At 70.8% G+C, this 11,909-nt stretch carries 7 protein-coding genes and 1 pseudogene; 2 read left to right on the top strand and 6 right to left on the bottom strand.

What is annotated here, in order from left to right:
- Positions 1 to 64: 64 nt before the first annotated feature.
- The 4 genes and pseudogenes from OG410_RS34255 to OG410_RS34240 all read right to left on the bottom strand — a co-directional run bounded on the left by OG410_RS34255 (position 65) and on the right by OG410_RS34240 (position 5,826).
- Positions 65 to 2,082 (bottom strand): annotated as a pseudogene (locus OG410_RS34255) (acetoacetate--CoA ligase).
- On the bottom strand, positions 2,079 to 3,713 hold the full coding sequence (gene mhpA / locus OG410_RS34250) for a bifunctional 3-(3-hydroxy-phenyl)propionate/3-hydroxycinnamic acid hydroxylase MhpA (RefSeq protein WP_329302647.1): 1,635 nt from the start codon (positions 3,711 to 3,713) through the stop codon (positions 2,079 to 2,081). Before mhpA ends, OG410_RS34255 begins: the two are co-directional and overlap by 4 nt.
- Positions 3,710 to 4,684 (bottom strand): fumarylacetoacetate hydrolase family protein, encoded by a 975-nt coding sequence (locus OG410_RS34245; protein ID WP_329302646.1) that lies wholly within the window; start codon positions 4,682 to 4,684, stop codon positions 3,710 to 3,712. Before OG410_RS34245 ends, mhpA begins: the two co-directional genes overlap by 4 nt.
- On the bottom strand, positions 4,681 to 5,826 hold the full coding sequence (locus tag OG410_RS34240) for a VOC family protein (protein WP_329302645.1): 1,146 nt from the start codon (positions 5,824 to 5,826) through the stop codon (positions 4,681 to 4,683). The genes OG410_RS34245 and OG410_RS34240 overlap by 4 nt, the downstream gene beginning before the upstream one ends.
- Positions 5,827 to 5,963: 137 nt before the next feature.
- On the opposite strand from OG410_RS34240, the gene OG410_RS34235 reads away from it, so the two are divergent.
- Positions 5,964 to 6,599, top strand: a complete 636-nt coding sequence (locus tag OG410_RS34235) for a TetR/AcrR family transcriptional regulator (RefSeq protein WP_261707923.1) — start codon at positions 5,964 to 5,966, stop codon at positions 6,597 to 6,599.
- Between the two features lie 93 nt (positions 6,600 to 6,692).
- Here OG410_RS34235 and OG410_RS34230 read toward each other — a convergent pair whose 3' ends face one another.
- The gene (locus OG410_RS34230) at positions 6,693 to 7,739 is read right to left on the bottom strand and encodes a zinc-binding dehydrogenase (RefSeq protein ID WP_261707922.1); all 1,047 of its coding nucleotides are present in this window, start codon (positions 7,737 to 7,739) and stop codon (positions 6,693 to 6,695) included.
- Between the two features lie 135 nt (positions 7,740 to 7,874).
- The gene (locus OG410_RS34225; protein WP_329302644.1) at positions 7,875 to 11,093 is read right to left on the bottom strand and encodes a bifunctional cytochrome P450/NADPH--P450 reductase; all 3,219 of its coding nucleotides are present in this window, start codon (positions 11,091 to 11,093) and stop codon (positions 7,875 to 7,877) included.
- A gap of 131 nt (positions 11,094 to 11,224) precedes the next feature.
- Here OG410_RS34225 and OG410_RS34220 point away from each other — a divergent pair, with 131 nt between their 5' ends.
- Positions 11,225 to 11,881 carry a TetR/AcrR family transcriptional regulator gene (locus OG410_RS34220; RefSeq protein WP_329302643.1) on the top strand — a complete coding sequence of 219 codons (657 nt, stop codon included), beginning with the start codon at positions 11,225 to 11,227 and terminating at the stop codon, positions 11,879 to 11,881.
- Positions 11,882 to 11,909: the final 28 nt, after the last annotated feature.

Below are 11,909 nucleotides of genomic sequence, written 5' to 3'. Positions count from 1 at the left end.
GCGGAGCCGGGCGGGGCGCACATCCCGGTGCTGTCACCCAGGCCTGGCCGCCCCTGGCCGACGGTCATGTGCGGCGTGCTGCCCGCTTGCTCCGCTCCGCACCCAGCTGGGCGTAGAAGTCGATGAGTTCGGGGTTGTCGACCGCCGCGGGGGTGAGGATCTGCTCGGCAGGGACGCCTTGGAGCAGGCGCTTGACCGGAACTTCGAGTTTCTTGCCGGTCCTCGTGTGCGGGATGGCCGGCACGGAGAGGATCTCGTCGGGGACGTGGCGGGGTGAGGCGCCGGCGCGGATCGCGTCGCGGATCCGGTCGCGCAGGGCGTCGTCCAGGGTGACGCCGGGCGCGGGGACGACGAACAGAGGCATCCAGTAGCCGCCGTCCGGCTCCTCCGCTCCGATGACGAGGGCCTCGGTGATCTCGGGAAAGCGTTCGACGATCTCGTGGATGTCAGCGCTGCCCAGGCGCACGCCGTTGCGGTTGAGGGTGGCGTCGGAGCGGCCGTGGACGATCACTGAGCCGTGGGAGGTGAGGGTGATCCAGTCGCCGTGCCGCCACACGCCGGGGTAGGCGCCGAAGTAGGCGTCGCGGTAGCGACTGCCGTCGGGGTCGTTCCAGAAGTGCAGCGGCATGGACGGCATGGGCCGGGTGACGACCAGCTCGCCGACCCGGTCGAGGACCGGGGTGCCGTGGGCGTCGTAGGCGGCCAGCGCCACGCCCAGGTTGGGGGCGGACAGCTCCCCCGCCCAGACGGGGGTCGTGGGGGCGGAGCCGGCGAAGCCGGAGACGATGTCCGTGCCGCCGCTGGTGGAGGCCGGCTGTACGTCGGCGCCCACGTGGTCGCGGACCCAGGGGTAGGCGGAGGCGGGCAGAGCCGATCCGGTGGAGCCGATGACGCGGATGGCCGACAGGTCGTGGGCGGAGGGTTCGATGCCCAGCTTGGACATGGCCAGCAGGTACTGGGGACTGGTGCCGAAGACGGTGACCTTGTGGCGGGCCGCCAGCTCCCACAGGATGTCCGGTTGCGCAAGCGGTGCCGGGCTGCCGTCGTAGGTGCAGGTGGTGGCGCCGGTCAGCAGGGTGGAGACGACCAGGTTCCACATCATCCAGTGGGTGGTGGTGTACCACAACAGGCGGTCCCCGAGGCCCAGATCGGTGTGCAGGCCGAGGATCTTGAGGTGTTCGAGCAGGACGCCGCCGTGGCCGTGGACGATGCCCTTGGGCAGGCCGGTGGTGCCGGAGGAGAACACGACCCACAGCGGGTGGTCGAACGGCACCGGGGTGAAGGCGAGGTACTCGCTGCGGGCGGCGGCGTCCTCCCAGGAACCGTCAGCCCCGGGTGCCGGGTCTCGGGCCGGGCGAGGCCCAGGTGGTCCACGAGAATCGTGGCCTTCAGCGTCGGCAGCGCGTCGGCCAGTTCGAGCGAGGCGGCACGGCGGTCGTGCCTGGTGCCGTTGAAGAGGTAGCCGTCCGCGGTGATGAGGACCGTGGGTTCGAGCTGGGCGAAGCGGTCGGCGGCGGCCTTGGGGGCATAGTCCTGGCCGCACACCGACCACACCGCGCCAAGGCCGGCGGTGGCGAGGAAGGCGATGACGGCGTGGGGGGTGTTGGGCAGGTAGCCGACTACCCGGTCGCCCTGTCCGACGCCCAGGTCGCGCAGGGTGGCGGCGACGGAGGCGACCTGGGCGCGCAGTTGCCGGCCCGTGATCTCGTAGCCGGAGCCGGTCTCGTCCAGCGCTGTGATCGCGGGAGAGTCCGGCTGAAGGTTGCGCAGTGCGTGGTGGGCGTAGTTCAGGGTGGCGCCGGGGAACCAGCGGGCGCCCGGCATGGTCTCCTCGTCCAGTACCCGCTCGTACGGCGTCGCCGCGTCGATGGCGAAGTACTCCCATACCGCGGCCCAGAAGCCCTCCAGGTCGGTGACCGACCAGCGGTGCAGGGCCTGGTAATCGGTGGGGTCCTGGACGCCTTCGGCGCCTTGGTGCCGGGCTGCCCATCGGGCGAAGTCCGCGATGCGGCTGCCTGCGGCCGCCTGCGGGTCGGGAGTGAGGAAGGGTTCCGGATACGGCGTGGCGTGCGGGGTGTTCATCGTGTGGTGCTCCTCGGCAGAGGGGCCGGCCGGCCCTCGGCGGGGCGGCGGGCCGTGTGCAGCAGCGGCGCCCAGGCGGCGGTGTCGGTGAAGTCGCCGGTGCCGGCGGGGACCGTGTCCAGCACGACGCGATCGGGACGCAGCAGGACGGCATCCGCCCGGCCGCGTGCCAGCCAGGCGGTGAGGGTGCCGTCGTCGCCCAGGTCGTCCACGCGGATCGTGGGTGCGCCGAATGCCGTGGCCACGGCCGTCACCTGCGGGGTGGGCGGCACGGTGGTCAGGACGGCGAAGGAATCCCCGAGGACCTCGTCCAGGCGCACTCGCCTGCCGTCGACGATCACCCACGGCTGCGGGCACAAAGTGCCGGCCAGCACGCGGCCGACCAGCCGGGGGCGGCGCCGTACCAGTGGACCGGCGGCCAGGGCAGGGCTGAGATCGCGGCCCACTGCCGCTGTCACGCCGGGGATGCGGCAGGCCGTGCCCACGACGGCCCGGCGGATCGCCGCGCCGCGGTCCTGTCCGCCGGTCATGGCCCAGCCGACGGCGACCGCGACGCGGATCAGGTGGCGGGCGTGCGGCTTGCGTTCGCGCTCGTAAGTGTCCAGCAGTGCGTCGTCCGCGCCCTGTTGGAGAACGCGGGCCAGTTTCCAGGTGAGGTTGTGGGCGTCGCGCAGTCCCGCGCACAGACCCTGCCCGATGAAGGGTGGGGTGAGGTGGGCCGCGTCGCCCAGCAGGAAGACACGGCCCCGGCGCCACCGGTCGGCCAGGCGGGCCCGGAAGGTGTACTGCGCCTGCCGGATCACCTCGAAGTCGTCGCCAGGCGGGGCGTCACGCGGCAGGTCCACCCAGGGGGCGACCAGCTCGCGCAGGCGGTCCAGCCCCTCCGGGCCGTCCAGGGGCTCGTCGTCGGCCAGCCGGAACTCCCAGCGGTAGCGGTCCTCGCCGACACGCATGAAGGTGGCCGGCCGGGTGGGGCAGCAGATCTGCTCTGCGCCTTCCCAGGTGCGCACCCGGCGGCTGGTGCGCACGTCGATGACTCTCCAGCTCTCCTCGAAGTGCAGGTCCTCCCATACGGCGCCGATGGCGTCGCGGGTGAGACTGCCCGCGCCGTCGCAGCCGAGGACGGCGTCGGCCCACACGTGCTCCACCTCGTCGCTGCCGTCGCGGCGGAAGGCGACCCGGGCCGGACCCGTCGAGCCGTGTGCTCCGTCGGTGTCCTGGGTGACGGACACGACCTCCACGCCGCCCCGCAGCTCGCACTCCGGGCGGCGCGCCAGGGCCTCGCGGAGCAGGCGTTCCAGCTCGGGCTGATCGAACATGCTGGTCTGCGGGAAGCCGTGGTGTCCGTGCGGGGAGCGCGGGAACTCGGCGATCAAGCGGTGCCGGGGATCCAGTAGCCGCAGCCCGCGCGCCGGGCGCGCGAGGGCGGCGAACTCCTCGTGGACGCCGACACTCTGCAGGATCCGGCGGACTTCGTCGTCCATGGCGACGGCGCGCGGCAGGGGGTAGACGTCCCGGTGGCGTTCCAGGACGATGCTGCGCACTCCGTGGCGGGCGAGCAGGAGGGCGGCCGTGACGCCCACAGGTCCCGCACCGATGATGACCACCGGTATCCGGGGTGCGGCATTCATGACGCGTCCGTCACAGGAGTCTGCTGCTCGCCGAGGTTGACCCGCCCGTCAGGCGTGGCGATCGTGGCGGTGATGAGGTCGCCGTCGCGCAGGTAATGGGGGTTCTTGGCCTGGCTGTTGAAGAACGCCTTCCACTTCAGTGCGGGCGGCAGCAGTGCGCCGATCTTCTCGACCGGCTTGGGCGGGGCCTTCAGGGCCGTGCCGCCGGGGGTGCCGGTCAGCAGCAGGTCGCCCGGATCCAGGGTCTGGAAGCGGGCGAGCAGGGTGAGCGCCTGCGCGGGCCGTACGATCATGTCGGCGAGCGTGCGGTCCTGGCGCGGTTCGCCGTTGACCGACAGCCGCAGCCGCAGGTTGAGCAGATGGGCGAAGTCCTCGGGCTCCAGCAGGGCCAGATACGGTCCGGTCGGTGTGAAGGTCGGGTAGGACTTGCTCTCGTAGAACTGGGTCTTGGTCAGCTGGACGTCGCGGGCGCTGACGTCGTTGGTCAGGACGAGTCCGGCGACGTAGCGCGGCAGGTCCTGCTCCTGGACGACGGTGCCCACGGGCAGGGTTGCGCCCATGACGAGGCCGAGTTCGACCTCGTAGTCGAGGAACTTCACGTGCGCGGGGCGGACGATCGCCTCGTGCGGGCCGCTGACCGAGCCGGACGCCTTGCGGAAGAAGGTCGGCGGGATCTCGCCGGTGAATCCCGAATCGCGGGCGTGGCTGCGGTAGTTGACCATCTGGGCGACCACCCGGCACGGGGTGGTGACCGGGGGCAGGGCCACCAGGTCGGCGACGGGTGTGCCGCTCTCGGCGGATGCGGCGGCCTCGCGGACCGCGTCGCGGTCGGCGAGCAGTTCGGCGGTGGTGACCGCCTTGGTCTCGATGCGGACGGCGCGCTCGTCCCGGACGACCCACCAGCCTCCCCCACTCTCGGCTCCGCTCGAGCGGGAGGTGCCCCCAGTGGTGCGCAGAACGTTGGTGCTCATGAGCTCATCGCTTTCATCAGGCCCAGCAGGCGTGCGGGGTCGAGTTCGTTGTCACCGCGCAGGGCCGTCATGACCTCGCGGAGCTTGGCGGGGGACGGATTCGTGCCCAGGAAGTCACGGGTGACCGGCGGGCCCCACTGGGCCAGGCCGCTCGCCGACATCGGCGCCCAGCCGGGCTCCATGTCGCAGGAGAACAGGTCGCCGTCGGCGAAGTGCTCCAGCATGAAGCGGTCGGGGTCGCGCCAGTAGTCGAAGAGCTGGCTGCCCTGGATGTGCCGGCCGATCCCCCAGCTGCGCTGGTAGCCACGCTCGGCGAGGTACTCGCCACCGGCGGCGATCGAGTCGAGGTCGGTGACCTGGTAGGCGGAGTGGACGTAGCCGTTGCCGGGCCCCAGGTGCATGGCCAGCGTGTGGTGGTCCACGGCCAGGCCGTCCTGGTCACAGCGGATGAACGCCATCGTCGGCCCGCGCTCGCGCTGCCCGTCCAGGAACAGGAAGTCGCTGACGATCATCCCAAGGGTGTCCAGGTACCAGTCCAGGGCGCGGGCGAACAGCCGTGTCTCCAGCACCACGTGGCCCAGCCGCTGGATACGGGAGGGCTCACGGGGCGGGCGCTGGGTGGCGTTCGTACGGCGGTGCTCCGTGCCGGAGTTGAGGAGCAGGGGCTGCTGCTCGGGCAGCGCGGGCAGCTGTTCGACACCGTGGACGACCCGGACCGGGAAGCCCGAGGGATCGAGCAGGGCGATGGACTGTCCGCCTCCGGGTACGCCGATGTCCCGGACGGCACTGCCGGTGGCGCGGGCCAGCCGGTCCAGGTCACTCCGCTCGGCCGCGCGGAACGCCGGCCCGATGAAACGGGACGTGTGCCCGCGCCGGATGACCATGCAGGGTGAGCCTGCGAACGTGCCGCGCAGCCACAGCTCCCGCTCGGTGCGGGCGGCGATCGCGAACCCGAAGTCACGCGCGAACACCTCGGCCCGGTCCAGATCAGGCTTCTCGAACTCCAGCCAGGCCAGGTCGGCCACCTTGATCACGGGATTGCGAGCGCGCCCGGGGTGCTCGCCACGCAGGGCGCCCTGCTCGCTGTGGAGGTCCTGGTGGGGCGTCTGGGGATCGGCCCTGTCAACGGGGGTGGGGGGCATGGTTTCCTCCAAGCAACACTGCCGTAATGAGGAAATCATCAACTTTGACGCATCTCGGCGTCAATAGCTTGAGGCCAGTGACTTGATAAATCCATCAGTCATGGGGGACTCATCGTCACGGTTGCTAGACTCGCCGTATGCCGACGTCAGCCCCGCCCAGGAACCGCTTCGAGCGGCGCCGCGCCGAGACCCGTCAGGCGCTCGTCCGCGCGGCCCGGCAGGTCCTCGCGGAGACCGGGGACACCAGTGCCAGCATCCAGGCGATCGCCGAGCGCGCGGACGTGGGTTTCGGCTCCTTCTACAACCACTTCGAGTCGAAGACGGAGCTGTTCGACGCCGCGGTGGCGGACGCCCTGGAGGAGTTCGGGCAGGTCATCGACGAGCGGGTACGAGGGATCGAGGACCCGGCCGAGCTCGTCGCGGCGGGCTTCCGGCTGACCGCCCGGATGGCCGACTCCCACCCGGAACTCCTGCGGATCCTGCGCGATCGCGGTCTGGCCCACATTCACTCCGACCGGGGCCTCGCCCCACGAGCGCTGCGCGACCTGGAGATCGGCATCGCCTCGGGCCGCTTCACCTGCACCAGCGCGACCACCGCCCTGTCCGCCGTGGGCGGGACCCTGATGTCCCTTGTCGCATTGCGACTGGCCCGCCCCGACCTCGACGGCGACGTGGCCGCCTCCGACCTGGCCGAGATGGTCCTGCGCATGCTCGGCGTCCCCGCGGACGATGCCCACGAGGTCACCCGGCGCCCCCTGCCCGACCTCACCTGACCCCGGGTAAGCCGTGGGCGCCGGTGCTCCCTCAAACACCGGCGCCCACTCACCCCTGCCCGAGGTGGCTTGGCGGAACGTTCTGTTCCGATGTCAGGGGACGAGGATGAGACGGATCGGGTCGCCGATCTTGTTCTCCAGCCGGTTGACCGCGTCGGCGGCGTCGGCCAGCGGAATGTGGTCCGTAATGGAGGGAGCCAGGTCGAGACGGCCGCCCGCGGCCAGCCGCACCAGCTCGGTGACGGACTCCGGGGTGCCGCCGTAGTGTCCGCGCACCTGCTTGCCCAGATAGTTGAAGGTCAGGCCCTCGGTGATGGTGAGCGGCTTCGGTGTGATGCCCACCAGGATCAGGGCGCCGCCCAGACCGAGCGCGGACGCGGCCTGCTCGCGGACGGCGGGCACGCCGGCGCAGTCGAAGGCGAAGTCCAGACCCCGTCCGCCGGTGGCCGCGCGGACCTGGTCGGCGAAGTCGGGGGCGCTCGGGTCGAGGGCGACGTCCGCGCCGAAGGCCAGGGCGCGCTCCCGGGCGCTGGGCAACGGGTCGACGGCGATGACCGGCGCGGCGCCGACCAGGCGGGCGAGGAGCACGTTGTGGGCGCCCACTCCGCCCACGCCCCAGACGCCGACCGCCTGGGCGGGGCGTACGCCGGCGGTGGCGACGACGGCGGCGTAGGGGGTGGAGACCGCGTCGGGGATGATCGCGGCCTGGTCGAAGGGGAGGCTGTCGGGGATGGGGATGAGGGTGTCCTCGCGGGCAACGGTGTACTGGGCCCAGCCGCCGTCGTAGTCGATGCCGGCGGTGAGCATCTGGGTGCAGGGGCGGCGGCGCACGCAGCCGGCACACTGGCCGCAGGTCTTGCCGGCCTCCAGGGTGACGCGGGTGCCGGCGGTCAGGCCCCGCTTGAGGTCGGGGCCAAGGGTGTGGATCACACCGGAGACCTCGTGGCCGACGGTGACCGTGTCGGAGGTGGCGAACAGCGGGACGAGAGAGCCGTCGATCAGGTGGACGTCCGAGAGGCAGACGCCGGCGGCCTTGACCTCGACGAGGACCTCGCCCGGGCCGGGTACGGGGACGGGGACCTCTTCCACGACGAACTTCTTGCTGTCCAGGTGGAAGCGTCCGGCGAGCATGGTGTCCATGAGGATCTGCTTTCTGTGAGCGGCACTGTCCGGCGGTTCGCGCCGATGGGTGCCGGGTGTTGCCTGGTGGGCATGGGGAGACCGGGAGGCGTGGGGCCGGGGAGGGGTGCCGGACGCCTCCCCGGCGTGCGGGGGTCAGGCGAAGACGTCCTGCTGGTAGCGCTCGTCGGCTTCCAGCTGGGCGAGCCACTGCTGGGCAGTCGCGTCGTCGCTGCCGGTGTGGCGGCGGTGGATGGCGGCGAGGGCTTCACGCACCGCGGGTGCCATGCGGCGGCCGTCACCGCAGACGTAGACGTACGCGCCGTCCTGGAGTGCCTGCCAGACGCTGTCGGAGGCGGCGGTGAGGGCGTCCTGGACGAACCGGGCGCGGTGGCTGGTCACCGCGGAGAAGGCGGTGTGGACCTGGGCGATGCCGGACAGCTCCCACGTCTCCATCTCGTCGCGGTAGAAGTAGTCGTGCTCCGGGTGGCGGCAGCCGACGAAGACCTCGGACAGGCCCACCTTCGTGCCGTTCCCGTACTGCCGGGCTCGCTCCTCCAGGAAGCCTCGCAGCGGCGCGATGCCGGTGCCGGGGCCGATGAGGATCAGCGGCGTGGCCGGGTCGGCCGGCGGGGCGAAGGTCGGGGAGGGGACGCGCACGTAGCCGTAGACGACATCGCCGGGCTCAAGGCGTGCGATGTAGGAGGAGCAGGTGCCGCGGTACTGGCCGTCGCCGGACAGGGCGGGTCCTTCGAGGAGGCCGACGGTCAGGCGCACCTGGCGCGGGTCGGCCAGCGGGGAGGAGGAGATGGAGTAGAAGCGGGGACGGATCGGGCCCATGAGGTCCAGGAAGACGGCCAGCGGCAGTTCGACGGCGGGGAAGCGCTCCAGAAGGCCCAGCACCGAAACCCGCTTGCCCAGGATCTCCTTCTGGTAGAGCTGCTGGGCCTCTTCGGTGTCGGCCGTGTACGCCTCCAGCTGAGGCCTGGTCCAGGGGCACGGGGTGTTCTCGGCCAGGGTCTGTATCTGGGAGCGGGTGGCCAGGTCCTGCAGTTCCAGGAACTCGGTGAGCAGCAGGCCGGCGGTGACGGGCGTGCCGACCGGCAGGTGGGTCCGGCCGCCCGCGGGCTGGTCGAGCCGGAGCACCTGGTCGCGGTCGACGCCGAGCCGCGCGAGCGCGCGGTCGACCAGCGCGGGCTCGTTCTTGGCGAAGACGGCCAGGTGGTTGCCGGTGTCGTAGGTGACGCCCTCGGGCAGCTCGATGGTGATGGACTTCGCGGACGGGCGCGGGGGTTCGATGCTGAAGTCCCACAGCCCGGTCGCGTCGCTGACAAGTTCCTCGTTGGCGACCACGGTGAGGGGGTAGGCCTGCTCGGAGACGATCGCGGGGCGTACATCCGCCTCGGTGAGCAGGTGCACCTCGTAGCGCGGCGCGCCGTCGTCGGAGGTGTCGGCGGCGTACTCCTCGGCCAGGGTGGCCCACAGGGTGTCCGTCCAGCGGGTGGCCATGCCGTCGAAGTCACCTGCGGCGTCGGCGATGCCGCGATCGATGACGGGGGTGGCGCCGGCGGCCAGCAGGCTTTCCTCGATCCGCTTGGGGAAGGCCTGGTAGGTCGCGACCCACTGGGTGTTGCCGGCGCCGAGCAGCGCGAACCGCACGTCGGACAGTGAGCCTTCGGGCAGTCCGGCGGCGATCAGGTCGTCGAAACGCTGGGCGTTGTCTGGGGCCTTGCCGTTGTAGCTGGCGGCGACGACGAGCAGGCCCTCGGTGGGCAGGTTGTCGCCCAGTTCGTCCAGGCTCGTCAGCGTGGTGCCGAACCCGGAGCGCTCACCGCGGTCGGCGACGGTGCGCGCCAGGTCCTCGCACGAGCCCAGGCTGGAGCCGTAGGCGACGGTCAGGTTCACCCCGACGCCGCTGACCGCGGCCTGCTGCTGCTCGTCGTCGCTCTGCAGGTCCAAGGCACCGAAGACGGTCCGCTCGTGCTCCTGGCGGGTACGGACGACCAGCTCGAAGTCGCCGGGCTTGCGCGTGAGCGCTTCCCGCACGTCCATCCTGTAGTCGTTCGGGTCGGCGAACTTGAACTTCTGCAGCACCAGAGCGAGGGCCAGCCGGGCCTCGGTGAGGGCGAACTGCCGGCCGATACAGGCACGCACGCCGTTGCCGAACGGCTTGTAGGCGTGCGGGTGCTGCTGGGCGCGGTTCTCCGGCAGCCACCGGTCGATGTCGAACTCCTCCGGCCGGCCCCACGCCTTGGGGTGGGTGTGCAGCGGGCCCTCGAGGATGTTGACCCGCGTCCCCTTCTTCAGCTCGTAGCAGCCGCCGATGACGGTGTCCTCGATCGGGGCCTTGCCGAAAGCCGGGATGGGAGCCCACAAGCGCAGGGTCTCTTCCAGGATCCGCGGGATCACGTCCAGCTTCATGATCGTGTCGTAGTCCGGGACCGTGTCGCCGGGCAGCAGCCGGTCCACCTCGGCGTAGGCCTGGGCCAGCACGTGCGGATTGCGCATCAACGAGTACGTGGCGAACGACAGCAGACCACTGGTGGTCTCGTGACCGGCGATCAGGAACGTCAGCACCTGGTCCCGGACGTTGTCGTCGTCCAGCAGCTTGCCGGTCTCCGGGTCGGTCGCCTGCAGCATCAGACCCAGCAGGTCGTCCTCACCGCTGCTCTCCCCCTGACGGCGCTCCTTGATCACACGCTCGACCAGCTCGCGCATCACCTGGATGTTCTCGCGGTACTTCTTGTCGTCCGCCCTGCGGAGCTTGGTCATCATCGGCAGCTCCTGCGAGCGCCGCAGCGACTCCACGAGCGCACCCAGCAGCGCCTGGAGGAAGGGGTGCAGCTCCTCCTTGGCGAAGGAGTCGAACCGGTAGCCGAACCCCGACACAGCGATGGTGTCCAGGGTCAGCCGGGTGTAGTCGTCGGTGATGTTGACCGGCTGGCCCTCCTCACGCTCCCACTTGCCCGCCAGGTTCTGGGCAATCTCCAGCATCTGTCCGTAGTAGTTCTTCATGGCCCGCTGGCTGAAGGCCGGCATGAGGATCCGGTGCGCCATGCCCCATTCCTCTTCGTGCTGGTGTGCCGTGAACAGGCCCGCACCCGCGAAGTCCCGGACATGGTTCAGCGGTGTCTTCTCGATCTGCTTGTAGAACCGCGTCTCGTCGCATATCTCGGCCACCAGGTCAGGGTCGTAGACGAAGACCTGCTCGATGCCGGCGATGTCCATGCCGTAGATGCCCTCGGGGAACTGCTTGGACAGCTCGCCGAAGTACGCGACCGGATTGGTGTGGGGGATCTGCGGCGTGTGGCCGAGGAGGGGGATCCCGCGCGGGGACCGGATGGGGCGCAGGTCGGTCACGGGCTGCGTGGTCATGAACTTGCTCCTTTGTGCGGAGAGAGGCGAGGGCAAGGGCGCTGTACAACGAAGGGGAAGCCGCAGATGGGCACCCCGACCCCGATTTCCATACGCCGTATGGAACTGCCTTCAGTGGTACCATACGGCGTATGGAAACTCCAAGGAAGGCCCCCCGGGGGACGAGGAAGAGGGACGTACCGCTCACCGAGGACGGCATCTACTCCATGGCGCTGCAGCTCATCGACGCCGACGGGGTCGAGGCACTGACCATGCGCAAACTCGCGACCGCGCTGGACGCGAACCCGATGTCGCTGTACCACCACGTGCCGAACAAGGACGCCGTGCTGCGCGGCGTGACCGAGCGCGTCGGCTCGCGGTTCCGCACACCGGAGCGGGAGGACGCTCCCTGGCAGGACCGCCTGCGCCAACTCGCCCTTGACTTCCGCCAACTGACCCTCCGTCACCCCGAACTGATGGGGTACTCCTTCGGGCGTGCCGACTTCATCCAGCCGGACGATCCGTTCTGGCAAGGACTCACCGGCACACTCGCCGCCGCGAAACTGCCCGCCTCGGAGATCCCCCGGGTCGCTGCCACCCTGTGCGCGGTCTTCACGGGACTGCTGGCCAACGAGCTGACCGGAGCACTGCAACGGTGGACCACCCTCCCTCCGACACCGGCCCGTCCCGACGGGGAAGATGCGCCCGCACCCTCGAAGGACGTGATCGACACGATGTACAGCTGTGCGCTGGACGCCGCGATCGCTGGCGTGGAAAGCCATCCCGCACGAGCCCGAGAGGAGGAGTGACGGAGCGGCTGCCGCCGGTGCCGGTGAT

The sequence above is a fragment of the Streptomyces sp. NBC_00659 genome, from assembly GCF_036226925.1.
GTDB lineage: Bacteria > Actinomycetota > Actinomycetes > Streptomycetales > Streptomycetaceae > Streptomyces.
Note: the sequence above shows the minus strand (reverse complement) of the source record. Positions and strands in the feature narration are given on the sequence as shown.

Coding starts and splice junctions, on each gene's coding strand:
- mhpA (WP_329302647.1), bottom strand. CDS start 3,713: ATGAATGCCGCACCCCGGATACCGGTGGTCATCATCGGTGCGGGACCT.
- OG410_RS34245 (WP_329302646.1), bottom strand. CDS start 4,684: ATGAGCACCAACGTTCTGCGCACCACTGGGGGCACCTCCCGCTCGAGC.
- OG410_RS34240 (WP_329302645.1), bottom strand. CDS start 5,826: ATGCCCCCCACCCCCGTTGACAGGGCCGATCCCCAGACGCCCCACCAG.
- OG410_RS34235 (WP_261707923.1), top strand. CDS start 5,964: ATGCCGACGTCAGCCCCGCCCAGGAACCGCTTCGAGCGGCGCCGCGCC.
- OG410_RS34230 (WP_261707922.1), bottom strand. CDS start 7,739: ATGGACACCATGCTCGCCGGACGCTTCCACCTGGACAGCAAGAAGTTC.
- OG410_RS34225 (WP_329302644.1), bottom strand. CDS start 11,093: ATGACCACGCAGCCCGTGACCGACCTGCGCCCCATCCGGTCCCCGCGC.
- OG410_RS34220 (WP_329302643.1), top strand. CDS start 11,225: ATGGAAACTCCAAGGAAGGCCCCCCGGGGGACGAGGAAGAGGGACGTA.